At 60.9% G+C, this 24789-nt stretch carries 20 protein-coding genes; 9 read left to right on the top strand and 11 right to left on the bottom strand.

Going from position 1 to position 24789, the window contains the following annotated elements; all coding sequences use genetic code 11:
• Window positions 1–66: 66 nt before the first annotated feature.
• On the bottom strand, window positions 67–840 hold the full coding sequence (locus CSQ92_RS07145) for a ferredoxin--NADP reductase (protein ID WP_034786903.1): 774 nt from the start codon (window positions 838–840) through the stop codon (window positions 67–69).
• Between the two features lie 341 nt (window positions 841–1181).
• Here CSQ92_RS07145 and CSQ92_RS07135 point away from each other — a divergent pair, with 341 nt between their 5' ends.
• Both CSQ92_RS07135 and CSQ92_RS07130 read left to right on the top strand, forming a co-directional pair.
• A complete protein-coding gene (locus tag CSQ92_RS07135) occupies window positions 1182–2720 on the top strand; it encodes a hypothetical protein (RefSeq protein ID WP_099393682.1) in 1539 nt (512 codons plus the stop codon).
• 239 nt (window positions 2721–2959) lie between these two features.
• Window positions 2960–4465, top strand: coding sequence for an anion permease (locus CSQ92_RS07130; RefSeq protein ID WP_099393681.1), 1506 nt, complete (start codon window positions 2960–2962; stop codon window positions 4463–4465).
• Window positions 4466–4498: 33 nt separating this feature from the next.
• Here the strand turns inward: CSQ92_RS07130 and CSQ92_RS07125 are convergent, their stop codons facing one another.
• Complete coding sequence (locus tag CSQ92_RS07125) at window positions 4499–5350, bottom strand: DUF2306 domain-containing protein (protein ID WP_099393680.1); 852 nt, start codon at window positions 5348–5350, stop codon at window positions 4499–4501.
• A 137-nt stretch (window positions 5351–5487) separates the two neighbouring features.
• On the opposite strand from CSQ92_RS07125, the gene CSQ92_RS07120 reads away from it, so the two are divergent.
• Window positions 5488–6555 (top strand): sensor histidine kinase, encoded by a 1068-nt coding sequence (locus CSQ92_RS07120; RefSeq protein ID WP_099393679.1) that lies wholly within the window; start codon window positions 5488–5490, stop codon window positions 6553–6555.
• Window positions 6552–7322, top strand: coding sequence for a LytR/AlgR family response regulator transcription factor (locus CSQ92_RS07115; protein ID WP_099393678.1), 771 nt, complete (start codon window positions 6552–6554; stop codon window positions 7320–7322). The genes CSQ92_RS07120 and CSQ92_RS07115 overlap by 4 nt, the downstream gene beginning before the upstream one ends.
• Before the next feature lies 1 nt (window position 7323).
• Here the strand turns inward: CSQ92_RS07115 and CSQ92_RS07110 are convergent, their stop codons facing one another.
• The 4 genes from CSQ92_RS07110 to CSQ92_RS07095 all read right to left on the bottom strand — a co-directional run bounded on the left by CSQ92_RS07110 (window position 7324) and on the right by CSQ92_RS07095 (window position 10857).
• A complete protein-coding gene (locus CSQ92_RS07110; RefSeq protein ID WP_099393677.1) occupies window positions 7324–8331 on the bottom strand; it encodes an NADP-dependent oxidoreductase in 1008 nt (335 codons plus the stop codon).
• Between the two features lie 32 nt (window positions 8332–8363).
• On the bottom strand, window positions 8364–9173 hold the full coding sequence (locus CSQ92_RS07105; protein ID WP_099393676.1) for an oxidoreductase: 810 nt from the start codon (window positions 9171–9173) through the stop codon (window positions 8364–8366).
• A 103-nt stretch (window positions 9174–9276) separates the two neighbouring features.
• Complete coding sequence (locus tag CSQ92_RS07100) at window positions 9277–9894, bottom strand: TetR/AcrR family transcriptional regulator (RefSeq protein WP_099393675.1); 618 nt, start codon at window positions 9892–9894, stop codon at window positions 9277–9279.
• Between the two features lie 60 nt (window positions 9895–9954).
• Complete coding sequence (locus CSQ92_RS07095; protein ID WP_099393674.1) at window positions 9955–10857, bottom strand: LysR family transcriptional regulator; 903 nt, start codon at window positions 10855–10857, stop codon at window positions 9955–9957.
• 148 nt (window positions 10858–11005) lie between these two features.
• Here CSQ92_RS07095 and CSQ92_RS07090 point away from each other — a divergent pair, with 148 nt between their 5' ends.
• Both CSQ92_RS07090 and CSQ92_RS07085 read left to right on the top strand, forming a co-directional pair.
• The gene (locus tag CSQ92_RS07090; RefSeq protein WP_099393673.1) at window positions 11006–12403 is read left to right on the top strand and encodes an amidohydrolase family protein; all 1398 of its coding nucleotides are present in this window, start codon (window positions 11006–11008) and stop codon (window positions 12401–12403) included.
• Between the two features lie 10 nt (window positions 12404–12413).
• Window positions 12414–12887, top strand: a complete 474-nt coding sequence (locus CSQ92_RS07085) for a DMT family transporter (RefSeq protein ID WP_099394612.1) — start codon at window positions 12414–12416, stop codon at window positions 12885–12887.
• A 335-nt stretch (window positions 12888–13222) separates the two neighbouring features.
• Here CSQ92_RS07085 and CSQ92_RS07080 read toward each other — a convergent pair whose 3' ends face one another.
• The 5 genes from CSQ92_RS07080 to CSQ92_RS07060 form a co-directional block, all read right to left on the bottom strand.
• Window positions 13223–15166 carry a cytochrome c/FTR1 family iron permease gene (locus CSQ92_RS07080; protein WP_099393672.1) on the bottom strand — a complete coding sequence of 648 codons (1944 nt, stop codon included), beginning with the start codon at window positions 15164–15166 and terminating at the stop codon, window positions 13223–13225.
• A 147-nt stretch (window positions 15167–15313) separates the two neighbouring features.
• Entirely contained in the window at window positions 15314–16027 is a 714-nt protein-coding gene (locus tag CSQ92_RS28615; RefSeq protein WP_143450303.1) for a hypothetical protein, read from the bottom strand.
• Window positions 16028–16118: 91 nt separating this feature from the next.
• Window positions 16119–17153: a zinc-dependent alcohol dehydrogenase gene (locus tag CSQ92_RS07070; RefSeq protein WP_218963742.1), complete on the bottom strand. Its 1035-nt coding sequence runs from the start codon at window positions 17151–17153 to the stop codon at window positions 16119–16121.
• 245 nt (window positions 17154–17398) lie between these two features.
• Window positions 17399–17896, bottom strand: coding sequence for a MarR family winged helix-turn-helix transcriptional regulator (locus tag CSQ92_RS07065; protein WP_099393671.1), 498 nt, complete (start codon window positions 17894–17896; stop codon window positions 17399–17401).
• Window positions 17889–19220: a S41 family peptidase gene (locus CSQ92_RS07060; protein ID WP_034786871.1), complete on the bottom strand. Its 1332-nt coding sequence runs from the start codon at window positions 19218–19220 to the stop codon at window positions 17889–17891. Before CSQ92_RS07060 ends, CSQ92_RS07065 begins: the two co-directional genes overlap by 8 nt.
• A gap of 436 nt (window positions 19221–19656) precedes the next feature.
• Here CSQ92_RS07060 and CSQ92_RS28610 point away from each other — a divergent pair, with 436 nt between their 5' ends.
• From CSQ92_RS28610 to CSQ92_RS07045, 3 genes are all read left to right on the top strand, one after another.
• Window positions 19657–19869, top strand: coding sequence for a hypothetical protein (locus CSQ92_RS28610; RefSeq protein ID WP_143450302.1), 213 nt, complete (start codon window positions 19657–19659; stop codon window positions 19867–19869).
• A gap of 41 nt (window positions 19870–19910) precedes the next feature.
• Window positions 19911–22400, top strand: a complete 2490-nt coding sequence (locus tag CSQ92_RS07055) for a UvrD-helicase domain-containing protein (protein ID WP_099393670.1) — start codon at window positions 19911–19913, stop codon at window positions 22398–22400.
• A gap of 790 nt (window positions 22401–23190) precedes the next feature.
• Window positions 23191–24783, top strand: coding sequence for an ATP-binding response regulator (locus CSQ92_RS07045; protein WP_099393668.1), 1593 nt, complete (start codon window positions 23191–23193; stop codon window positions 24781–24783).
• The last annotated feature ends 6 nt before the right edge of the window (window positions 24784–24789 follow it).

Genomic DNA, 24789 nt, shown 5'->3' with positions numbered 1-24789 from the left:
GGCCCGGCGCCGCCGCAGGAAGCGGCGGGGCCGGGCCCCTGGGGTATTGCGGATGACTTTTGCGGATTACTTCTCGGCGAACGCGCGCTCGACAACGAAGTCGCCTGGCGTCGAGGTATTGCCTTCCTTGAAGCCACGCGCTTCCAGCATTTCCTTCAGGTCGCGCAGCATGTCCGAGCTGCCGCAGATCATCACGCGGTCTTCGGCAGGGTTCAGCGCCGGCACGCCCAGATCTTCGGCCAGCTTGCCGTTTTCGATCAGTTCGGTGATGCGGCCCATGTTGCGGAAGTCTTCGCGCGTCACGGTAGGGTAGTAGCGTAGCTTGTCGCTGACCATTTCGCCCAGGAACTCATGCTGCGGCAGATGCTCTTCCAGCAAGTCGTGGTAAGCCAATTCATCGACCTGGCGCACGCCGTGCACGAGGATCAGCTGGTCGAAGCGCTCGTAGATGTCCGGATCGCGCACGATGCTGAGGAAAGGCGCCAGGCCCGTGCCCGTCGACAGCATGTACAGGCGCTTGCCTGGCAGCAGGTAGTCGGACACCAGGGTGCCCGTCGGCTTGCGGCCGACGATGACCGTGTCGCCCACTTGCAAGTGCTGCAAGCGCGACGTCAATGGACCGCCCGGGACCTTGATGCTGAAAAATTCCAGGTGGTCTTCATAATTGGCGCTGGCGATACTATAGGCACGCAGCAAGGGCTTGCCATCGACGCGCAGGCCTATCATGGTGAAATGGCCATTCGAGAAACGCAGCGACGGGTCGCGCGTGGTGGTAAAGGAGAACAGGGTATCCGTCCAGTGGTGCACGCTTAAAACGCGCTCTTCATTCATCGAACTCATAGTATTTGTTGGCTGGTCAAAAAAATGGTTAGTTGCTGGCAACTGCTGGCAAAAGTGAAACCCTGTGTAGGCCCAGACGCTATTGTACCGGCCTCCACACGAAATTGTTACCGTCTATCGCCGCCATTGCTGCCGCAAGCGGTGCCAACATTATAGTGCGGTTGGCAAGATTGGGCTGAAATACCCCTTGAAACAGGTGGGTGACAGCCAGAGTCTTGACCTGGCTCAGTTTTCTGGCGCCCAGGCGGAACTCCGCCGCCCATGCCAATCTTGCAAATTTATTGACTTCAGGAAAGATGGTTGCATTATAATATCTAAACGTCAATACACTGCCTAATATTATGACACTGGATGAAGAGAAGCAAATAGCCGAAATTAAAAAGCTCAGGATTGAACGCCTGAAAACCATGAGTGGTTTATGTGCCGGTCTGAGCTCTACTTTTGGCCTGGTTGCCGTCTTTATTTATTGTTTCTTCGTGATTGGTTTTTTTCCATCCGGGTTAAGTGTTGGCGATACATTATTCTTTATTTTTGTCATGCTGGCTTTTTCCTGTATCGGTGCCTTATCGGTCATCATGGGGTTCTTGCCTTTTGTTCCGTGGGCTACACAAAAAATACTCCCATCCGGGAAGTTAAAGAGTGCCGCATACCTGCTTGGTCTTTGGCTGCTTTCCCTGCTGCTGGTTATTGTTTTCTTTGAGGCTTTGAACAACGGCGCCGGCTCCGCCAGTGGATGCCAATTTGTCGTGTTAAGTATCGTAGCAGTGGTTCTCATTGGCGTGTACTGGTACCTGGCTCGCAAATTGACGGAAGATGGCTGGTTCGCCGTCGCCTACGTTATGCCATTGATTGCTTCCACGTCCATGCTGGGATATATTGCCGCCCTAAGCAAGCCTGATGCTGGCAGTGGAGTTTTCAACTTCCTGGCAATACCCTTGGTGTTGCTATTTTCAGGAATGTTTTTAAGTCTTGGCGTGGCGATGTTTTCCACATTCGTGCCGCTTCCGCCCCCCATTCCGCCCGTTCCACCCGTTCCGCCCGGCCCCGCCACGGCCAGTCTCAGCGCCAGCTCCCGGAGCGCTTTTGCCAGTATTGCAGTGGGAGTCCTGTTTGCCTATATTCCATTGCTGGCAGGCCAGCATAGTTTTAATTATGTGATGAGTGGCCTCGGGTTGCGATCCGATGCCGTATTGGTCGTCAATAAAACGAATTTCGCCACGATGCAAGCTGCAGCCGATGCCAAGGGTGTGTTGCTGCATAGTTGCAAAATGGATGGCGACAGCTTTTCGATCAGTAATGTCCGGGTTCTGTGGCATGGGGTTGGCCTGCGCAGCTATATCGAACTGAAAGGGACGGCTGCCGCCGATACAACAGATACGCGGATTGAGTTGGATAGCGCCGGCGTCAAGGTTTCAAGAGGGGGAAAAGAGACAGTTTGCCAGGAGCTGAAAAACGGGATCTATTTCAGCTCTGGAAAAGAGACGTTCGAAGAAGGGCAGTGGGCTATTTCAAAATCGTACGTTGATAAATTCATGCCGCAGGCAAAAAAAGGCGAAGAGAAAAAAGTAGTTATCGTGGGCTTTGCCGACCCGATGCCTCGCGAAAAAGAGGGTAATTTCGTTTTGGCGCACAAAAGAGCATGCACCGTGTTCCATCAACTGGTACGCGACACATCGATCAGCGAGGCGGATGCATTGATTGACATACGCCTGGATCGCGATGGCATCAGCGGCTGCGGCGAGATGAAGGACTCGCTCAAGCAACGCGCATGTTTTGAGCAAGGCCGCCGTGTCGAACTTCAGGTTCTGACAGGCGCGGGGAAAGTTTCGCGTGCCGGTACTGCCGATGCGAAAACGGCTTGCGGCGCGCCGGCACATTGACGCTTGGCGAGAGGCGCTTTTGTTGCGTATGCCGCTCCCAGATCAACGATTTGAAAGTTAGTTGAAGCAGGCGGCGTGGCGGGGCGGGGCCGCGTCAGCCTTGCGTGTATGATATTGCCGAACAGAATTGTTGGGCATCTGTCATCTTGCGGGCGCGCTTCTTGTGCCTACCGGCCCATGAATCTGCGTGCACGATTCCGACCGCGAGGATGCCTGACCCACAGCGAAAGGTAATAAAGATGTATAAAACAGTGCGCGACCTGTTCCTGCATTTCAAGGAAGCCGTCCCATTCCGCCTCGTCCCCGCCCTGATCTGCACAGCCTTGCTGTTGAGCATGCTATTGCTGCCGGCACCCGATGGCTTGACGCCCAAAGCCTGGGGCCTGGTGGCGATTTTCCTCACCACCATCTTGGCGATCATTCTGAAGGTCATGCCGATCGGCGTGATGGCGATGATGGCCATCGTCATCGTTTCATTGTCGCAAGTGACGTCGACCTCGTCCAAGGGCGCCATCACGGATGCGCTCAGCAGTTTCTCGAATCCATTGATCTGGCTGATCGTCGTGGCGATCCTGATTTCGCGCGGCCTGAAAAAGACGGGGCTGGGCAGCCGCATCGGCCTGCTGTTCATTTCCCTGCTGGGCAAGCGCACCATGGGCATCGGCTACGGCCTGGCGATCTGCGAACTGGTGCTGGCGCCATTTACGCCGAGTAACACGGCGCGCGGCGGCGGCATCGTCCACCCCGTCATGAAATCGATCGCCAATGCCTTCGATTCGGACCCGGCCAAGGGCACGGAAAAGAAAGTAGGCACCTATCTGGCCCTCGTCAACTACCACGCCAATCCGATCACCTCGGCGATGTTCCTCACGGCCACGGCGCCGAACCCGCTGGTGGTCGACTTCGTGGCCAAGGCCAGCGGCCAGAATTTTCACCTGACGTGGACCACCTGGGCCCTGTGTATGCTGCTGCCGGGCCTGGTCTGCCTGCTGGTCATGCCGCTGATGATTTATTGGCTGTCGCCGCCGGAACTGAAAGCCACGCCCGACGCCGTCACCTACGCCAAGGCGGAACTGAAAAGCATGGGCCCGCTGTCGCCGTCGGAAAAAGTCATGCTGGGTACCTTCGCGCTGTTACTGCTGCTGTGGGCAAACGTGCCCGCCATGCTGTTCGGTCCCGCGTTTTCGCTCGATGCGACGGTGGTCGCCTTTGTCGGCCTGTTTGTACTGATCATTACCGGCACCATCGACTGGGACGACGTGCTGTCGGAAAAGAGCGCCTGGGACACCCTCGTGTGGTTCGGCGCGCTCGTCATGATGGCCGAGCAGCTGAACAAGACGGGCGTGATCGCCTGGTTTTCGGCCGGCATGAAGGCTGCCATCGTCGCCAGCGGCATGGACTGGCTGCCGATTGCCGGCGTTCTGGTGCTGGTATTCGTCTTTTCGCATTACTTCTTCGCCAGCACGACGGCCCACATCAGCGCCATGCTGCTGGCCTTCCTGACGGTGGGCCTGCACCTGATCCCGGCCGAATACCACGTGCCCTTCATGCTGATGATGACGGCCGGCTCGGCCATCATGATGACCCTGACCCACTATGCGACGGGCACCTCGCCCATCATCTTCGGCAGCGGCTTCGTGACGATGGGCAACTGGTGGCGGGTCGGCTTCATCATGTGCGTGGTGGAACTGCTGATCTTTGCCATCGTCGGCACCACCTGGTGGAAGGTGCTTGGCTACTGGTAACAGGCATTTGCCCGGCCACATGCCGGGCGGCGCTCAACCGTGCATGCGCGGCAGCCACATGCCTATCGCGGCCACGGCGATGCCCGCGCTCATCGCCACCGTCAGCAGTGCCAGCACGGCCGCCATGCCCAGGCGCAGCATCGCGTTGCCGCCGTCGCGGCAGCGCAGATAGGCTTCCAGCACGGCCAGCGGCAGCAGATACTGGGCAAAGGCGAGGAAGCTGAGGAATGGCCCCGTGAAGCTTGCAGGGTCGAAACCCGCCGGGCCGCCGTTGACTGCCAGCCAGCACATCAGTCCCACGCGGAAGAACCACACGCCGCTCACGGCCAGGAACAGCCGCAGCGCCCAGCGCCGGTGCGCCGCGAACTCGCGCTGCAACGCGTTCTTCAAGGCCAGGCCGGAGAAGACCAGCACCAGCACGGCATTGAGGCTGATGCCCAGGTGCTGTGTCGTATCGCCCACGGCGCCGCGCCACCACAGCATATACAGTCCGGACAAGGCAGCCAGCACGGCGCCGGCCAGGTAGACTCTGCCGTTCCAGCGGTGCAGGCGGGGCGCGTGGCGGCGCACGTGCGGCACCAGTTGCAGCGCGCCGCCCAGCATGAGGATGGCCGCCAGCAGCAGGTGCACGCCGGTGGCCACATTGCCCACGCCATCGCCGGGCACGTGGCCATGCCTCATGACGGCATTCCAGCCCGGTAAATCGCCGCGCGCCGCGGCGCCGCCATACAGGGCGATGATGTAGGCGGCAAAGAACAGCTGGCCGGTGACGGTGGCGAGGAACCAGAAGCGGGCAGAGGCGGACAGGGCCGTGGCCGCCCATCGGTGCGATGACGCCAGGCGCGGCGAGGGCAGGGGGCTGGTGGTGGAACTGGCGGATGGCATCGGTATCTCCTGGCGGCATGAACGAAGCATCAAGATAGGCCGCCGCCTCCCGGGCGGGTGCGAACAGGCGGGGACGGTGCGACGAACGGCGGTTTTCAGGGCTTGAACGGCGGCCGCTTCCCGCGTATGGTGACGCCATGATGCCTGCCCCTGTCACCGCCCGCCGTGCCCAAGCGTTCTTGCCGACCGCGCGGCAGGCGCTCGTCGTGACGGTCTTCACCTTGCTCCTGTCGTGGCTGCTGCATCTGCTCAGCGGCACGCCGTATCTTGGCGTGTTTGGCCGCATCGGCTTCATTGGCGCAGCGCTGCTGCTGGCGTACTCGGCGGCGGGAGCCTTGCGGCCGCGCTGGCTGTCGCTGGCGGCGGCGCGCCTGGGCGCCGTGGTGCTGATGGCGCCCGTGGCCGCCCTGGTCACGGCGCTGGCCACGCAGCGGGGCCAGTTCCTTGCCTACCTCGCGCAAACGCAAACCCTCGTCGGCCATTTCCTGATGGTCGTGCTGGCTGTCGTCTTCGGCGCGCTGTTTTCCCTGCTGGCCATGCGCAGCGAACGGCGCGAGCGCGAACGGGCCGACCGCCTGCAGGCCGAACTGGAGAAAAACACCCTGGAGCGCGAATTGCTGGACGCGCGCCTACGCCTCTTGCAGGCGCAGATCGAACCGCATTTCCTGTTCAATACCCTGGCCAATGTGGAAGCGCTGGTGGCGTCCGGCTCGCCCAATGCGGGGCCCGTGCTGCGCCACCTGATCGCCTATCTGCGCGCCGCCATGCCGCGCCTGAACGATGAAGCCGCCACCCTGGAGCAGGAATTGCAGCTGGTGCGCGCCTACCTGGAACTGATGCGGGTGCGCATGCCGGACCGCCTGCAATTCGAGGTAGCCCACGTCGCGCAGGCAGCCGGCCTGCGCTTTCCGCCCATGGCGCTGCTGACCCTGGTGGAAAACGCCGTGCGCCACGGCATCGATCCCGCTACGGCGGGCGGACGCATCGCCGTGGGCGCGACTGTGGAGGGGGCCGGCGGCAAGAGCTGCGTCTGGGTCAGCGATACGGGCGTGGGCATGGCCGAGACGGCGCAGTCTGGCACCGGCCTGAACAATGTGCGCAGCCGCCTGCAAGCCGTGTATGGCGCCAGCGCCCGGCTGGAACTGCACGCGCTCGACCCGCATGGCGTGCGTGCCGAGCTGCATTTTTCTGGAGGACAGTCTTGAAAACCATTTCCGCGCTGATTGCCGACGACGAACCGCTGCTGCGCGAACGCCTGCGCAGCCACCTGGCCGCCCTGTGGCCCGCCTTGTCCGTGATCGGCGATGCGCGCAACGGCGCCGAAGCGCTTGAATTGTTTGAGCTGCATCAACCCGACATTGTCTTTCTCGACATCCGCATGCCGGGATTGGACGGCATTGCCACGGCGCGCGCGCTGGCCCGCCGCGCACAAATCGTGTTCGTCACCGCGTATGACCAGTACGCATTGCAGGCGTTCGAGCAGGGCGCCATCGATTACCTGGTGAAACCCGTCGATCCGGCCCGCCTGGCCGACACCGTGCAGCGTTTACAACGCCAGTTGCCCGGCCCGCCGGCCGATGGCGGTGCGTTCGATGCCGTGCTGGACCAGCTGGCCAGCCGCCTGGGAGGACGCGCCGCGCCGCCGGCCCGGTTGCAATGGATCAAGGCATCCGTGGGCAGCAGCGTGCGCCTGATTCCCGTCGAGCAAGTGCGTTATCTGCGGGCCGAAGAGAAATACACGCTGGTGGCGTGGGAAGAGGGCGAAGCCCTGATACGCACCAGCATCAAGGAACTGGGCGAACAGCTGGACCCGGCACGCTTCGTGCAAATACACCGCGCCGTCATCGTCAACCTGGGGTATGTCAGCCAGGTAACGCGGGGCGTGAATGAAACGGCGCAGCTGCATTTGCGCGGCAGCGAGGAAACCTTGCCCGTCAGCCGCAGCTATCTGCAGCATTTCCGGCAGATGTGACTCAAGGCGCGGGAAATTGCACCACCACCTTGCCGCGCGCGCGTCCCTGCGCCAGGTAAGCCAGCGCCTGTTTCGCCTCACGGAAAGGAAACACCTGGTCGATGACGGGACGGATGCTTCCCCCTTCGATCAAGGCGGCGATCTGCGCCAGCTGGCCGCCGTCGGGACGCACGAAGTGGAAGGCATAGCTGGCGCCGCGCCGCTTCGCCAGGCCGATGATCTTGCGGCTGAGCAAACCAAACACCAGCTTCAGCACCACGTTCATGCCGCGCGCGCGGGCGAAAGCGGCGTCCGGCGGGCCGATCAGCGAGACGACGTGGCTGCCAGGCTTGACGATGCGCAAGGCCTTTTCCAGCCCTTCGCCGCGCACCGTGCCCAGCACGGCGTCGTAATCGCGCAGCACGTCCTCGAACGGCTGTTTCTTGTAATCGACCACGTCATCGGCGCCCAGGCCGCGCACCAGCTCCACGTTCGCCGTGCTGGTGGTCGTACCCACGCGGGCGCCCAGGTGCGTGGCCAGCTGGATGGCAAACGTGCCGATGCCGCCGGAACCGGCCGGAATGAATACTTTCTGGCCCGGCTGGAGCTGCATGCGCTCATGCATGGCTTGCCACGCTGTCAAGCCCACCATGGGAATCGAGGCCGCCTGCACGAAATCGAGGTTGACAGGCTTGAGGGCGGCCGCCTGTTCGGGCACCACGGCAAATTCGGCCAGGCTGCCGTATGGCGTGTCGAAAATACTGGCATACACGGCGTCGCCCACCTTGAAGCGCGTGACGGCGCTGCCCACGGCCACGACCACGCCGGCCAGGTCGCTGCCCAGGGTGGCCGGCAAGCGCAGTTTCAATATCGGCTTGAAGTCGCCCTTGGGAATCAGATTGTCGATGGGGTTCAAGCCCACGGCGTGCACCTGCACCAGCAATTCGCCGGGGCCGGGAATGGGGTGGGGCAGTTCGGCAAACGCCACGTGATCAAGGCCGCCGTATTGTTTGAGTTGCAATGCTTGCATGGTGTTCTCTCTGAAGGCTGAAAAGGGGGCGATCAAGCCAGGCGCAGGTCCTTGCGCAAGCCGGCGTCCATCAGGGCGGCGGGCATGAAACGGCGCATCAGGCGCAAGCGCGCCGCAAGCGGCCCGGCCGTGTAGCGCAGCTTGGGCTGGCGTGCCTGCGCGGCCGTCAAGACCGCGTCGGCCACGACGCCAGGCTCATCGGCGCCGGCCATCAGCGCTTGCAGCCGGCGCGTGACGGCCGCGCTGACTTGCCGGTAGGCGGACAGCGGCGTATCGGGCGCCAGCAGATTGGCTTCGAACGTGGTTTTCGTGTAGGCCGGTTCGATGACGCTGGCGCGGATGCCCCAGCCCCGTACTTCATGGTCGAGCGATTCCGTGTAGCCCTCGATGGCGTGCTTGGTGGCGGAATACAGCGCGCCGTAAGGCATGGGCAGGAAGCCCACGACGGAACCGATATTGAGGATGCGCCCGCCGCCCTGGGCCCGCATGTGCGGCAGCACGGCCAGGGTCATGCGCAGCACGCCATAGAAATTCGTGTCGAAGATGGCTTGCGCCTGCGCCATGCTGCTTTCCTCGGCGCCCGCCGGAGCCACGCCGAAACCGGCGTTATTGACGAGCAGGTCGATGCGGCCTTCGCGCTGCATCACCTCGGCCACGGCGGCAGCGACAGACGCATCGCTGGTGACGTCGAGCGCCAGCATCGCATGGCCGACTCCGGCCGTTTGCGCGCCGCGCCGGCTGGTGCCGTACACCGTGTAGCCCGCTTGCGCCAGGCGCTGGGCCGTGGCCGCGCCGATGCCGGACGAGGCGCCGGTGACCAGGGCAATCTTGTGGTTTTTCATGGCAGTTCCTTCAGTGATTGACAGCTTGGGATATGGAATATGACGATCATCATATTTTTGTTGAAAAAAAGCCCGGGACGCATCAACGCCACGGGCAGGACAATTAACTGGTCGCTTGAAGCTGCGCCAGCGTGGCCGCGCACAGCGCGTCCGACAGGGCCGGTTCGTCGACGGCGCGCGCCAGGATGGTGGTGCCGATCAGGGCGCACACCGTCGCCATGGCTTGCGCGTGTGCTTCGGGCTGGCCCCAGTTCGGCAGCTGGCGGGCGAACAGGTCGATCATTTCCTTGATGTGGATGGTGGCGGCGCGCCGCACCTCGGGCGCCTGGCGCGGCATTTCCGAACCCAGCGCCGAGACGGGGCAGCCCACCTCGATGGCGGCGATGTGTTCGGGCGACAGATACGCGGCCATCATCGCCTGCAGGGCCTGGCCGGGAGGGGCGGCAGCCGCCACCCTGGCCGCCAGCGCCACCGCTTCGGCTCCCGCGCGGTCGCCCGCTTCGGCCAGCAGCGCGTCGCGCGAGGCGAAATGGGCATAGAAGCCGCCGTGCGTCAGGCCCGCTTCCTTCATGATATCGGCCACGCCCGTGCCCGCATAGCCGCTGCGGCGGATGGCGCGCGTGGCCACCTCGACGATGCGTTCGTGGGTGGCTTCCTTGCGGCTTTGCGCCATGATTTTGGCCGCTGACTTGTTGGGTGAATTCTGCATGATGATCATCATATCGCAATTTCCAACAGCGTGCACGCGATGCGCCGCGCCTGCGGGCGGCGCTCGGCGCGGTCAGATCAGGCGGGCGTTGCTGAACAGCTCTGTAGTCCAGTCCGTGAAGGCCCGCATCGCCGGGGACAGAAAGCGGTGGTGGGGATAGAGTAGCGATACCGGCACAGGTGCCGGCCGCCTGTCGGCCAGCACCTCGACCAATGCTCCAGCCTGTAAATGGTCGCGCACCAGGATCTCGGCCAGCTGCATCAAGCCGTGGCCGTCGAGGCCCAGTTTGATGTACAGCCCGGTCTCGTTGACTGCTGCCGTGCCAGGGACCGGCACCGCGACGCGGACGCCATCGTCGATGAAATGCAGATCGCTCCCCCGCCGCGCCGTGCTGGAAAAGTAGTGGATGGCCCGGTGGCTTGCCAAATCCTCCGGGAGCGCGGGAACACCGTGTTCGGCCAGGTAGGACGGCGCCGCGCAGGTGATCCAGCGCAGCTCGCCCAAGCGGCGCGCGACCAGCGTCGAGTCTTCCAGGCTGCCGGTGCGGATGACGCAATCGACTCCCTCCTGTATCAAGTCGACCTGGCGATCATTGACGCCGATCATCAGGTAGATATCCGGGTAGCGCTGCTGAAATTGCCGCAACTGCGGCAGGATCACGGCATGGGCGATGCCGCCCGGCATATCCACGCGCAGTCGTCCTTGCGGGCGCTCGCCCCGGCCTTGCAGGCTGGCTTCGGTATCGTCAATGAGGTCGAGTATTTCGCGGCAGCGGTGGAAGTAGCGCTCGCCTTCGGGTGTCAGGCTGAGGTTTCGTGTGGAACGGTTCAGCAGGCGCGTCTGCAAATGTTTTTCCAGCCGCTTGATGATGCCGGTGACCGACGATGCGGGCAAGCCCAGGGTCTCTGCCGCGCGCACAAAACTCCTGCTCTCGACCACGCGAAGGAATACCTGCATTGCTTGTACGCGATCCATGTCTTGTCCGTGTGATGCTAAAGGAAATGGCACTATAACCCAACATTGTTCGGATTTTCCGCATGCTGAAAACGCCCGGCGCTACTTTTTCCGCCGGCTTGACTGCACTAGACTGCGTGCAACCCATTACCTATCGCAGGACTCAACCATGCTTGAACAAGATACTCAATTGCCGGCTCTGCTGGCACCACTGGCCCCAGCCCGCCGCAAGATGCTGATACGCGGCGCGACGATCATCAGCATGGATGGCAATGTCGGCAATTTGCCCAAGGGCGACATCCTGATTGCCGACGGCGCCATTGCCGCCATCGGCGTGCACCTGGAGGCCGACGGTGCCGAGGTGATCGATGCCGCGGAGATGATCGCCATTCCGGGCATGGTCGATACCCATCGGCACTCCTGGGAAGGCCAGCTGCGCCGCATCAATCCGAATGCGGCAACGCTCGAGGACTATTGCAACGCCACCCATTTCTCGTTTGCCAAATACTACCGGCCGCGCGACATTTACGTGGGCAACCTGCTCACGGCATTGGGCTGCATCGATGCCGGCATCACGACCGTGATCGACAACTCCCACAACAGCCGCACCGCGGCGCACTCCGACGCGGCCGTCGAAGCATTGCTCGATACGGGTATCCGCGCCGTGCATGCATCCGGTGCGCCCGTATCGGGCGACTGGGATGAGGCGCATTGGCCGGGCAACCTCGCACGCCTGCAGGCCAAGTATTTTGCCAATCCCGACAGCCTGGTGACGCTGGCCATGATGGCGCAGCTGGAACCGGAGCAGTTGGCCATCGCGCGGGCACTGGGCATTCCCATCGTGACCGAGTTTTTTGGTGGTGGCATGGCAGCCAAACTCGAAGGCCTGCACCAGCAGGGGCTGCTTGGCAACGACAACATTTTCAACCACTGCACCTGCCTGCCGGAATCCGGTTGGAAAATCTTGCGCGAGGCAGGCGTGCGCGTCAACGTATGCCCGCGCTCGGATGCCCACTACGGTATCGAGGATGGCATGAACGCCTGGCAGGCGGCGTTCCAGCACGGCATACGCCCCGGCCTCAGTGTCGACAACGAGACCTCGTACAGCGGCGACATGTTCATGGAGATGCGCGTGGCGTTCTACCTGCAGCGGGTCTTGGGACATACCCAGCGCCTGCATGGGCACCACCATGCGGCGGCGCCCACCGATGCGTTCCGCTTGCTGGAGGCGGCCACGATCGACGGCGCCGCATGTGCGGGGCTGGAACAACGCATCGGCAGCCTGGCGCCAGGCAAGCAGGCCGACTTGGTACTGATACGCACCGGCGACCTCAACCTCTACCCGGTCAACAACGCCATCGGTACCGTGGTGCACGCGGCAGAGCGCAGCAATATCGATACCGTCATCATCAACGGGCGCGTGCGCAAACGCGGTGGCGTCGTACTGGGCGTGGATCAGGCAAGGCTGCGCTCCGCGATCGACGAATCCTGCGCTCACCTGTTCAATGCCGCCGGTTACCAGCCCGATCTGTTTGCTGAATCGTTCGCGCCGATCCACCATGCGTAAGCAGCGCCTGATGAACGCGCTACTGTTACCCATCGCTTTCGGCGCGGGCATCGCCATTGCCTTGCAAACCACTTTGAATGGCCAGCTTGCGCGGGGCATCGGTGGAGACTCCCTGACGGCGGCGCTGGTGTCCTTCACCATCGGCGCGCTGTGTCTGGCTGTGATCGCCTTGCTGCGCGGTGGCAGCGTGGCGTCACTGGCGGAAGTTCCCGCTCAGCCCCTCTGGAGCCTGTTGGGTGGCATGCTGGGTGCCGGCGCCTTGCTGTGTAACGTCTTGCTGGCACCGCGCATCGGCTTAACCTTGCTGGTGGGACTGGCCGTGGTCGGCCAGCTCACGTCATCGCTGGTCATCGATCACTTCGCTTTGCTCGGTGCAACGGCACGCCCGATTTCGCCCGGAAAACTGATGGGCTACCTGCTGATGATCTCCGGTTTGGCAGTGCTGGTGTCCGGAGACCGCGTGTCGAAAGCCCTGTCCGGATGAAAACGGTACCATCCACGCAAGGGCGACGTCAGGAAATGGTCCGCAATGTCCTGGCCGTGGCCACCTCGACGATGCGTTTGTGGGTGGCTTCCTTGCGGTTTGGCGCCGAGGGTTGGGCAGTTGAGTTGTTGCGCAAGTTCCGCATGATGGCCATCATATTCTATTCAGGATGTCTTGCCGGGTAAAGGAAAAGGGCGGCGCATCCTTGCCTGGCCCGCCGCCCGTCATGACGATGTTGGCGATGAAAGTGGGACCGATGGCGGGGGAGGGATGGCGCGCCTGAACAGGCGCGCCGTGGCCGGCACGGGCAGCTTGCCCGTGCCGGCTCTACAAGGTCAAGCCAGCTTGCGCTTGCCCGCAGAAACGCGGTTCCAGCCATAGCCAACGACGATGATGGCCAGGATGGCCGCCTGCGCCAGCAAGGTTTCCAGGGTCGGCAGGATGCCCAGCAAGTCGACGCGGATGAAATCGACGGGACTCACGCCGACCCAGCCCGCTTCCTGCAGCGCGGCCACGCCTTTGCCCATCAAAATCACGGCCAGCACGGCCACGAAGGCGGACGTCCACGAGAAGAACTTGCCGATCGGCATGCGCGCGCTGGTGCGCAGCAAGGCCCAGGCGATCACGACCAGCAGCACGATGGCCACCAGGAAGCCGCCCAGCAGGGCGCCGCCGTTGCCGTCCGCCGCCAGGGCGGAATAGAACAGCACGGTTTCAAAGACTTCGCGGTAGACGGCGATGAAGGCCAGGGCGAACAGGCCCCAGGCGGAGCGCTGCGTCATGGCCGCCGTGAGTTTTTCGTGCAGGTATTCCTGCCAGCGTCCGGCGCTGCTCTTCTGGTGCATCCACAAGCCCACGCTGAGCAGGACCAGGGCCGCGAACACGGAACCGAGGCCTTCGCTCACTTCGCGGCTGGCGCCGCTGATGGTCACCAGATACGTTGCCGCCACCCACGTCAGGCCGCCCGCCACCAGCGCGCTGGCCCAGCCCGCATGCACATAGGGCAGCACGTCGTTGCGCTTGGCCTTGCGCAGGAAGGCGATGATACCGATGACGATCAGCAGCGCTTCCACGCCTTCGCGCAGCAAAATCGTCAGGGCGCCGACAAAGGTCGTCATCGGGTCGGCCTTGGCGTCGCCCAGTTCCGCTTCCACGTGGGTAAACAGTTGCTGCAGCTTTTCGCCGGCCGCGTCGGCGTCGGCCACCGTGCCCTTGGCCACGGCGGAGCGGTAAGCCAGCATGGCGTTTTCCACAGCCAGCAGCAGGGATTTATTGCGCGCGCCCACCATCGGCTCGATCGGCTCGAAACCGTCCAGGTAGGCCGACAGGCCCAGGCGCGTGGCGCCCGCGCGGTCGCCCGCATGCATGGCCTCCAGGCTTTCCGCCAGGCGCAAACGCGACAGGGCCAGACCGGCCGGTTTGTGCGCCTCGGCCTTGCCAGGGTTGCTGCGCAAGTACGCCGTCAAGGCTTGCGCCTCGTCCGCGCCCAGCTTGGCGGCAACGGCTTCCTGCGTCAGGGTCGTCACGGCAGCCAGATCCGCGTACAGGTTCTTGCTGCGCGGATCATCCTGCCACAGCTTTTCTCCGCGCGCGCTTGCCGCCGCATCGTGCGACATGCCGCCGACATAGAATGCCAGGTCCCAGCGCTCGTTCTCGGACAGCTGGCCAAAACTGGCCATCGAGGTGCCGGCCACGCCTTGCGAAATGACCTGGTACAGCGCCATCAGGCTGCGCGACTGCGCCCGTTCGCCATCCGTGAAGGCGATCGGCTTCGGTTCCAGGCTGGCCGCCAGCGGACCATCGCCGCCGCCGGCCACGCCGTGGCAAGAAGCGCACTGGGCCGCATACAGGGCGGCGCCGCGCGCCAGGTTGGGCAGCACTTTTGGCGCCACGGGAATCGGGTAGGCGGCGATCAGCAAGCCGTTCGCATGGTGCGCCAGGCGCTTGACTTCCGCACCGTCGGCCTTGGCGACGACGGCTTTGCGCAGGTCGGCGATGGCGGCGGCGATGGCCGCCTGCGAGGCGTGGGCGGGCAGGGCGGCGATCTGCGTCGTCGCGTTGTCCGTAAAATCGAGCATTTCCGCGTATTCCGCTTCGCTGACCACCTTGCCGTGCTCGACGGCGCCGCTGTAATCGACGGCAACATAGTCGATCAATTGCCACAGCTGCTTGGCGCCGGCTCCCTGGTCGGCCACTTGCGCTTGCGCGCCTCCAGCCAGCAACACGCTGACGGCCACGAGTGGATAGCAGACGAGCCATTTCTTGATAGAACTGAACATGATTCTCATTCTCATTTGTCGTTAACCCGGCGACTATAGGACAGACCGTGCGGGGTGTCAACGGCGCACGGGCGTGCGCGTAGTGTCCCGGTCATTATTCTTGACCAGGACAACGTGCCGGGAGAATGGAAAGACGGGGAACGAAGGCTATTGCGTCGATGCCGGTTTGGCGTACAGGCCCCTGGCCAGGCCATGGTCCGGATCGTCCACTTTCAGGCCGCCCTTGACCACGCGCAAGGACAGCTTCTGGAATGCCTGGCCTCTCAACCACTGGGGATCGGTAACGGCGAATGCGGCGATGCGTTCCTGCGCGCGCATGGGCGGCACGGCCAGCCATTGATAGTCGGCTTTTGCACCCTGGCGGCGCAAGCCGGCGCGCACCCAGCTTTCCGACGCCGGCATGCGGACGATGGCGTCGCCGTTCGCCACGCTGACGGCCGTGGCCGTCTTGCCGCTTTGCGCTTCGAACTTTACTTCCACGCCGGCCATCGGTCCCAACCGGGGGAAGCCGACGATGGCCACCCACAGGCCCGCTTCGGCGGGTTTCTGGATGCGCATTTCCGATTCCTCGAACACGCGAAACTGCGGCTCCTTGCCGCCGTTGCCCGCCACCAGGGTCACCACGTCGCCGGCAACGCGCCACTCGCCGCTGGCTTGCTCGTCGGTATTGCCATAGCTGAGCATCCATTCGAACTTGCCGTCCTTTTTCAGCAGCAGTTCGGAACCCGTTTCCATGACGCCTTGCAGGTAATAGTGTCCGGGCAGCGAAGCCGCAGCCGGCTCGGCCGCGTTGGCCGCCCCAGCCGAAAAGGACAAGGCGAGGGCGGCGCAGGCCAGCAGGCCGGAGAGGGATTTCTTCATCGGTGTGTCCTCGGTGTTCTGTATGAGATGCCATCATAGCAACGGCAATTAAATTGCCGTCGCACGACACACCGCGCTGCCCGCGTAGCGTTCAGTTGCCGCTGAAATCGAGCACCACGCGCGAGGCAACCTTGCCATGTTCCAGCCGGCTGAAGATCTCGTTGATGGCCGACAACGGCTGCAATTCCACGCCGGCCTTGACCTTGCCCGTGGCGGCGAAGGCGAGCGCCTCGGCCATGTCCTGGCGCGTGCCCACAAAAGAGCCGCGTATCGTCACGCAATTGGCGACCACGTCGAACAGCGGCGTGGGGAAGTCGCCCGGCGGCAAGCCGACCAATACGCAGGTGCCGCGCTTGCGCGTCATCGCCACGCCTTGCTGGAAGGCATCGATCGACGGTGCCGTGATCAGCACGCCGTGGGCGCCGCCCCCGGTCGCTTCGCGCAAGGCCGCGACCGGGTCGCCCTGGCGCGCATTGATGGTCACTTCGGCGCCCAGGGCGCGCGCGTGCTCCAGCTTGCCTTCATCGATGTCGACGGCCGCCACGCGCAAGCCCATGGCCACCGCATATTCGATGGCCAGGTGGCCCAGTCCGCCGATGCCGGACACGGCCAGCCACTGGCCCGGTCGCGCCCCCGTTTCCTTGATGCCCTTGTAACTGGTCACGCCGGCGCAGATGATGGGCGCCGCTTGCACGGCAGAAAGACCCGCCGGAATGTGCGCGACGTAGCGCGGGTCGGCCAGGATGTACTCGGCGAAGCCGCCATTTTTGGTATAGCCGCCGAACTGCGCCTCGGCGCACACGGTTTCCCAGGCTGCCAGGCAATGTTCGCAATGGCCGCAAGCCGAGTACAACCAGGGCACGCCGACCCGTTCGCCCAGCTGCACTTCGGTCACGCCCGTGCCCACGGCCACCACCAGGCCGATGCCTTCGTGGCCGGGAATGAACGGCGGCGTCGGCTTGACGGGCCAGTCCCCGCGCGCCGCATGCAAGTCCGTGTGGCAGACGCCGCAAGCTTCCGTCTTGACGAGGATCTGGCCGGGGCCTGGCACCGGCACGGGAACGTCGCGCAGCACCAGCGGCTGGCCCAGTTGTTCGACAACGGCGGCTTTCATGGTAGTGGGGATCATGTTATTCCTTGTGAAGTTGGTCATGCGTAATGCAGGGCGCTGGCGCGAGCGCTGGGCTGGGCTGGGGACAAGGCATGTGTCGTGGATGGTTGTGCCAGCCTAGCGCTCTGCCATGGTCTGTTCGACAGAGCCTTGCGAATGATCATATTCTGCTGCACACGGTAGGAAAATTGATTGATCTACATCAATGTATTCCGGCAGGAAGGCGACGGGTGCGCCAGCAGCCTTACTTCAGGGCATGGTCAGACCGGAGAATTGATGCGTTTCTCCAGCGGCCTCTCCTTGAGCGCATCGGCGGCCCGATCCACGAATTGCCTGACGTCCCCCACCTCGGCAAACAAGCCGGCATAGGCCGCCCGGATCAGCACCGTGCACTGCTCGAATTTCGCAAGCTGCGACAAGCCTTCATCGGTGGGCATGAATATCCGTCGCCGGGCATCATTGTGATCATTCCGATACTGTATCAGGCCCAGACGGAGCAGCTTGGGTATCTTTTGCATGACCAGCTGGTGCGAATGTCCGAGTTCGCGCGCCAGATCCGAGGCGGAGGCCGTGCCGAGCGTTGCAAGAACAGTCATCAGCGAACACGAGCGAACCGGGATGACGATCCCCATCGTATCGAAGACAGTCTGGGATTGCTCAGCGATCAGGACGCTCAGCCGTTCGACAGCGCGGCCGAGAAACACGGCGTCATCGATCGCGGCCGGGTGATGTGTCCCCTGAGGTGTGCCCTTAGTCAAGGCGCTGGTACCGCTGGATACTGCCGTCCTGATTCACCCGTTCCAGCGCCGTCACTTTTCCGCGCGAAACATTCAAGCGGTATCGAAAATCGGACACGCCTTCCACCGCGAACAGGTCGGGACCGATCGGCTCCAGGGCCACGCGGAACCGGTCGCGCCAGATATAGTAGAGTGTGCCATTCTCCAGGATGATCTGGCGGCCTTCATATTTTCCGGCGGCTTTCGTCAACATCCCCGCATCGACGTGCGGGCGCTCGATGGCTGCCGTCAAGCTTGGGAGCAGCCAGGCAAATTCGGTTCGCCTGGCGTCATCGGTCTTCGCCAGATTTTCAAGCGCCAGCTTGTGCGCCACAGGCAGTGCGCGGATGGACGGGCTTGGGATATCGGGTTGTACGCCGGCTCCTTCGAAATCGCCATGGTCCACGGGATCCTGGATCTGGCCGATCGGTACTTGCACGAAAAAATCGTCGTTGAGCGGCTTGCGTGCAACCGGATGCGCGCCGCCGGCGGTCCGCTCCCCGATCAGTGTCGCTCGCCCGAGCTTCTTCATCGCATAGGAAAACCATTCTGCGGAGGAAAACGACGTGGAGCCGGTCAGGATATAGACCGGCTTGTCCACCATGCGCTTGCCAGGCAGGCCCGGCAGCACCCATTGCCCGCGCTGGATACGCTTGCCATCCTCATTATAGTAATAGTCGAAGAGCAACTGGTCTTTCTCGCTGGAGAAGAAATAGCTCGCCAGAAATTGCGCCATTTCCAGATGTCCGCCATTGTTATAGCGCAAATCGATGATGAGGGCATCCGTATTGCCGACGAAGCGCATGACGGACGCGGCAGTATCATAGGCAAGTTCCGGATCGGCAAAATAGCTGAATCGTATATAGCCGATATTTCCCTTCAGGCGAGCGACCTCATCGAAACCGAAATTGCTCTCCTCCAGCGTGCTCAATTCTTCTTTTCGTATCTTGGCCTTGAGCGCCGGATTGGCTTTCGCCTTGAATTCCGCGATCCATTTTGCGTCGGCCCCCACGAAGAAATGCAGGTCGCCGCTGACTTTGAGGAGATCGTCGGTCAGCTTGCTCGCAAACTCTGCCTTCGTGGCCGCGGAATCATAATCTCCCTTTTTCAGACGCTCCTGAAGCACCGGCGCAATTTTTCTTGCGATGTCGGGAAACGGATAGTTCGCCTTCAAGGTGCTATCAAGGGAGGCGATGATCGCCCCCTTTTCATCTCGTGAAATGCCAGGTTCCTCGGCAAACGCCCCCGATGTACACACTATGGACAGCGCCGATAGCGTTTGAAGCAGATATAAGTGATAGCGCATTTTAACGTTACTCCTCGGTGAAACCCGATCATACAATACGTTGTGCAATATGTTGTAGAAAAATAGGCATCATCGATTTGCAGAGCCCCCGATGTTGCCGCTGCCTGACAACGCATCGCTCCAATGCGGCTTGCGAAGTACTGCGGCAAGGAAATGCAGGGCAGGGCGCTGGACCAGAAACGCTACTTCCGCTCCAGGGGCATCGTGGTGCCGAAGGTCGATGTATGGCGGTGCCGTTTTGTACAAACATGCTGCGCGCTGCGCAGGTCGCATTCCAGGCGCTATCAGGTCATTGCATGGACGGCCTACAGAGCTGGTGCAACAGCAATCTCGGCGTCGTGTACCTGGCGACCGCACCGGGATTGCCACAAGTGGTGGACGATTTGTCCGTTCTGACAGTTACTCCACCTCGATTGAAGGGGAGGAGGGACGTGACATGGCAAATTTTGACGCTAATTCACTGCGGATACTTGAGCAAATAGAAGATGAGTTCCGCAATCAGTACTGGATCATCCGCAATTCCAGGCGAACTAACTGGCGGGCGGTCAACCGTACGAGGATGCTTGGTGACTTTATGTATACAACCTTGGCCCTGAATTTAACGGCGCTGGCAAATGCTGCAAAAAGTATCCATGTGGCAATTTTATGATAGTGTGTTTCTCTTGGCTTTTATAATTTTGATTCCACTACATGAACAGAGAATTTGCTGCACCCGACTTGGTCCCACCATCTGAACTTCCCTTCTTTAAAAAACATCTAGCTTGGATTATCGGCGAGGTCCTTTCAGCACTTTCTGCGCGCCACGACAAGTCCTGGAGCCGAGCCTTCGCGCGGGGCGACAGCGCGGGCTATAAACGAGGCGATAGCGCGGGGTATAAGCGAGGAGAGCGCCGCGGAAGCCTTCAGGCGTATGCCGAAGGGTATGCTGCAGGCCGCTTGGAATTGGAGATCAAGGATTCGCGCAATGTCGCCGGCGCGCGTCCTGGCATTGACAATTTTCTCTTCAACGATTGGAAGCTGCCGATCACAGCCGAAGTAGAGCAGCGCATGCGTGTTGACGTTACCGCCTTGTTACCAAAGCACAAGCAGCCAACAACGGAACAATGGAAGATGATTCTTAGTCGGACCCCGTCGACATATGTCATTGCTGGCGCGGGCTCAGGCAAATCGACGACGCTTATTTTGCGCATTCTTTTGCTGCACCACTACCTCGATTTTGAACTGGGCTCTATGACCGTCGTGACGTTCACCAAGCTATCTAGGCTGGACTTCATTGGCAAGTTGCGTCAGACGTTTCAGCTGTGGAAGAGGGCTATTTCTCAAGAGACAGCCGAAGCTCTGGTGAGCACTTTTCACGCGAAAATCTTAGGCTTCACTCGGTCACTCTACGATGAGAAAATTAACTCGTTCGAGTTTTTTGGGAGCAAGCAGAAAGAGGACGACGCCACAGCGACGCTCGATAATCCGTTTCAAACGCGCCTCAACGAAAAGCAGCGCGAGTTGCTTAACAGTTGCTACAGTGAGTTGTATTCGAAGAGTCTACGATTCACTGAGCTAATCGGGGCGCTCTATTATCACTCACTCAGCTTTGATGTGAAGAACCTTGATAGCGAGCTTGTAAAAAAACGGACGACGGCCATCAAGTCTGTCGCAGAACGCGATGTCGAGTCCATGGATTTAATAGAAAAGGCTTGGGCGGATGCTGGGGCGTGGCCAATCCCAGGCGTTACCGCTGCGAGGGAGACGATTTTGGTCAAAAATGTCGCCTTGCAAATTCACGGGAGGATTGCCGCATCGCCCGAAATCGCCGTCGTCCTGCGGCCTAACAACTACCCTGGCGAAAAAACCTATAGACCCAATTCTACTTTTTTGCTTGTGTCCGAGATGGCGGTGAAAAAGACGATCTGTGATGCGTACTCTGGGAAAAAAATCATATGGGTGGACACCGCTGCGGATCTGGTAACACTCGTTAAATGGTTATCGGACCGGGCTGCGTTTTCTCCAACATTCGATTATCAGGTCAGTGGTGACCTTTCAAGCTCGCCACTTCTTGACTGCTTCGTGGCAGCCGCTGCCTTCATCGAAAATCTGGGTCTTAACGTCACTGTCGCCATCGCCAAGATGAAATTTGCGAAGAACGATTCCGAACGGCTGTTCTTTGAAGCGCTGGGAATTTTTTGGCCAAAATTCATCGAGTATCTTGGGAAGCAAAAACCTCGTTTGATGACTTTTAACCAGATGTTTTCGCTGTTCGGCGAAGGCAATTCTGAAAACCTCAGTCTGGTCCCGGATGGCATTCTGCGCTCTATGTCGCAGCTGATGATCGACGAGTTCCAAGACATTTCTCCACAAATCGTATCTTGGATAATGGGCTCCTTGCAGGAGGTGCGTCGGCGTGGGCAGGACCTATCCGCAGGCCGCCGTGCGCGGCATAGTTCTCTGTTGTGTGTTGGGGATGATTGGCAGTCGATATATGGCTGGCGGGGGAGTTCGCCGCAGTATTTCATCAACTTCGAAGAAGAGTTCCCGTCTCCGTCTGTCACTCCGATCATGCTGCGTGAGAATTTCCGAAGCCATCAGCTCATCATCGACGCTGCCGAAAAAATCGTAGCAATGGCGTCATCGATACCCGGAAAGAAGGCCAAGTCAGATGGTCCCGCAGCGAGAGATCCGGTCCCTGTGCAGGTGCACGAGTCGGATGATGCCAAGCTGCGCAAACTGGTGTCGACCCACTATGCGGCCGGAGATGAGATTTTAATTCTCTATCGTGAAGGCGGGGATACTGAGCGAAGCCGCATCGAAGACGTTGTGCGCGCTACCCACACTGTCGACCGAAGGCTACCGGACGAGAAACAACGGCTGCGAATAATGACCATCCACAAATCGAAGGGACTGGAAGCGGATGCAGTCTTTCTGCTCGGCGACTGTAAATTTAAGATCAGCTCTCCTTACAAGAACCAAATCTATCGAATTGCAAAGATTGGCGACCCAGACGACTCAGATGCGTACGACACGTCCCAGAAGGAGGAGATGCTTCGCCTTGCCTACGTGGGAATAACTCGGGCTGCTAAGCATTGTTACTGGTTTTTGGAAACTGGAAAAGCACCGTCAACGAAACCTAAGGCATCAGACTTCATCCCCAGTAACGTACCGTTTTTCCAGGACTTGAGGCATTTGTAAGAGAGCTCAATGCTTCATCGAGCACAGGTGATGCGTTGTTCTTACGGATAGGAATTAGGTTATGAGCTGAATCCGCTTATACTGCCGCATGACCAGGCCTGTTGACAGCGTCGACGCCAATCAGGACGGGGATGTCAGAATGCAAGACTCAACTGTCGTGTGGAGCGAAGAGATGGGCTTTTCCACAACCACGCGTCGAATTCACGTCTCGGAAGTTCAAGGAGATCGGCTGAGCCATCCTATGCGGAGCGGCGATCAGTTAGCGGATTAGACAAATACTCGGTGCAGCTATCCGGGTGGCTCAAGGCCGAGACGATAAAGAATTAGCTTTAGGCGCTATCACTAAAAGTACATATAACCTCCACTATTAATTTGACTTACGCCCTAAGTTCTCCGTTCACGTTCATCTAAGCTTTTGAATTCTAAGACTTTGTAGGGCCTTGTGGGTGCAAGGTGTTCATGAACGTTGCTACCAGTTCGAATGTCAGCCTTAATGTTCAGTTGGGTCTCTCTGCGAATGTGATCTCCCACTCTTGCGAACGGTAAGCGTTCTCCTGTCATTGCAATTACCCCGTCTTCAGCAGTATGGTAAGCGTCTGCCCAGTGACGTCATGGCTAGTTGGGGGATTTGATCGATGATGGCGTCACAGCGATTGACGTTTTTATACAGCCTGGGCCAGAAGCCGACCTTGACGGCTTGAAATGCTTTCGTTTCAAATCGATAAAAAAATGCCGCATAATAAATGAAACGGTGTGCTACCCCACGTAGCAGGCCTCACATGGGGGAGACATGGCACAAGTGCTGAGAATACTGGTGGTTGATGATGTTGAAACAATGCGCAAGGTCACGGCTGGCCAACTGGCCTCGCTTGGCTACGGATCGGTGGATCTCGCAGCCGATGGCTCTGAAGCTTGGCGCATGATTGAGCGCAAGCGTTATGATTTGGTGATCTCCGACTGGAATATGCCGGCGTTGACCGGCATCGCCCTGCTGCAGATGATACGCTCCAGTCCGCGCCATATGCACATGCCGTTCATCATGATCACCGCCGAGGCCGAGCGCAGCCGCATCGAAACGGCCATCAGCAGCGGTGTCAGCGACCTGCTGGTCAAACCCTACACGGCGGGCCGGTTGGCCACCAGCATCAAGCGCGCGATGGCGCACCAGGTTGCACCACCAGTGCCGGACACGAACATCGATGCGCCGCTCGTTGCTGTAATCGTAGACGATGTGGTCGTCGTGCCACCGGCTGTGGTTCATTTGCCACCGCCGCAACCGTTGCCGCCGACCTTGCTCTTGGTCGATGACACTGCCGACAACTTGTACGTGCTGGCCAATGTGTTCAAGGGCCGCTACCGCATCAAGGCAGCGCACAACGGCGAGAAAGCGTTGGCTCTGTGCTGCAGCGACACGCCACCCGACCTGGTGCTGTTGGACGTGATGATGCCTGGCATGGACGGGTTTGAAGTGGCGCGCCGCATGCGCCAGCATCCCGGCGCGGAAAACGTGCCCATAATCTTCGTCACAGCCCTGACCGACGACGCCGCGCGCCTGCAGGGCATGGAGTTGGGTGCGGTGGACTTCATTACCAAACCAATCGACCCGGTCCAGCTCAAGCTTCGGGTCGACAACTTCATGCGCTACGTCGAGCTGCGGCGTCACTTGCAGACCGACTACGATAATATGCTGGCCATCGCCCGCCTGCGCGATGACGTTGAGGCCATGACGCGGCACGACCTCAAGGGGCCACTAGCCGGCGCCATCGGCATCGTGCAGTCGCTGATCGACGCCGCCGACCTGGACCGACGACAACTTGAGCATTTGCGGCTGGCGGAGCAGGCCATGCTGCAGGTGACAGACATGGTCAACCTGTCGACCGAGCTGTACAAGATCGAGACGGAAAAATACGTGCTCCATGCAGCGCCGCTTCCCATCAGCGACATGCTGCGGCGGGTGGTGGAGACGGCACGCGCCACTTACTCGGGTAAGCAGCTGGTGTTGGCGGTCGACACCGATTTCGATGTCGGCATCGACGCTCCGCTAGCGCTGGGCGATGCCATGCTGACCTATTCGCTGCTGAATAATCTGATCAAGAACGCCTGCGAGGCGGCGCCAGAGCGCACCCGTGTCATTGCCACGCTGTACGCCGGAAGCCCGTTGCGCATCGAGATAGTCAACAAGGGTGTGATCCCGGAACCGATACGCGAACGCTTCTTTGACAAGTTCGTCACCGAAGGTAAGTCCGGCGGCACCGGCCTGGGCACGTATTCGGCACGCCTGCTGGCGCGCGCGCAATACGGCGAGGTGGCCTTCGCCGTCGATGACGAGCTCCAGACCACCACCCTGATTGTCAGCCTGCCGTCGGTGCCGCCCCCGGCCTAAGGCGAA

Source organism: Janthinobacterium sp. BJB446, from assembly GCF_002735655.1.
Lineage (GTDB): Bacteria > Pseudomonadota > Gammaproteobacteria > Burkholderiales > Burkholderiaceae_D > Janthinobacterium > Janthinobacterium lividum.
This window is presented reverse-complemented; position numbering and strand designations above follow the sequence as displayed.

What these genes read in the sequence shown, in the direction of transcription:
- CSQ92_RS07095 (WP_099393674.1), bottom strand. Translation starts at nt 10,857, where the DNA reads ATGGATCGCGTACAAGCAATGCAGGTATTCCTTCGCGTGGTCGAGAGC.
- CSQ92_RS07120 (WP_099393679.1), top strand. Translation starts at nt 5,488, where the DNA reads ATGATGCCTGCCCCTGTCACCGCCCGCCGTGCCCAAGCGTTCTTGCCG.
- CSQ92_RS07110 (WP_099393677.1), bottom strand. Translation starts at nt 8,331, where the DNA reads ATGCAAGCATTGCAACTCAAACAATACGGCGGCCTTGATCACGTGGCG.
- CSQ92_RS07145 (WP_034786903.1), bottom strand. Translation starts at nt 840, where the DNA reads ATGAGTTCGATGAATGAAGAGCGCGTTTTAAGCGTGCACCACTGGACG.
- CSQ92_RS07060 (WP_034786871.1), bottom strand. Translation starts at nt 19,220, where the DNA reads ATGCGCTATCACTTATATCTGCTTCAAACGCTATCGGCGCTGTCCATA.
- CSQ92_RS07130 (WP_099393681.1), top strand. Translation starts at nt 2,960, where the DNA reads ATGTATAAAACAGTGCGCGACCTGTTCCTGCATTTCAAGGAAGCCGTC.
- CSQ92_RS28610 (WP_143450302.1), top strand. Translation starts at nt 19,657, where the DNA reads ATGGCAAATTTTGACGCTAATTCACTGCGGATACTTGAGCAAATAGAA.
- CSQ92_RS07135 (WP_099393682.1), top strand. Translation starts at nt 1,182, where the DNA reads ATGACACTGGATGAAGAGAAGCAAATAGCCGAAATTAAAAAGCTCAGG.
- CSQ92_RS07105 (WP_099393676.1), bottom strand. Translation starts at nt 9,173, where the DNA reads ATGAAAAACCACAAGATTGCCCTGGTCACCGGCGCCTCGTCCGGCATC.
- CSQ92_RS07085 (WP_099394612.1), top strand. Translation starts at nt 12,414, where the DNA reads ATGAACGCGCTACTGTTACCCATCGCTTTCGGCGCGGGCATCGCCATT.
- CSQ92_RS07090 (WP_099393673.1), top strand. Translation starts at nt 11,006, where the DNA reads ATGCTTGAACAAGATACTCAATTGCCGGCTCTGCTGGCACCACTGGCC.
- CSQ92_RS07100 (WP_099393675.1), bottom strand. Translation starts at nt 9,894, where the DNA reads ATGATGATCATCATGCAGAATTCACCCAACAAGTCAGCGGCCAAAATC.
- CSQ92_RS07080 (WP_099393672.1), bottom strand. Translation starts at nt 15,166, where the DNA reads ATGTTCAGTTCTATCAAGAAATGGCTCGTCTGCTATCCACTCGTGGCC.
- CSQ92_RS07055 (WP_099393670.1), top strand. Translation starts at nt 19,911, where the DNA reads ATGAACAGAGAATTTGCTGCACCCGACTTGGTCCCACCATCTGAACTT.
- CSQ92_RS07125 (WP_099393680.1), bottom strand. Translation starts at nt 5,350, where the DNA reads ATGCCATCCGCCAGTTCCACCACCAGCCCCCTGCCCTCGCCGCGCCTG.
- CSQ92_RS28615 (WP_143450303.1), bottom strand. Translation starts at nt 16,027, where the DNA reads ATGAAGAAATCCCTCTCCGGCCTGCTGGCCTGCGCCGCCCTCGCCTTG.
- CSQ92_RS07045 (WP_099393668.1), top strand. Translation starts at nt 23,191, where the DNA reads ATGGCACAAGTGCTGAGAATACTGGTGGTTGATGATGTTGAAACAATG.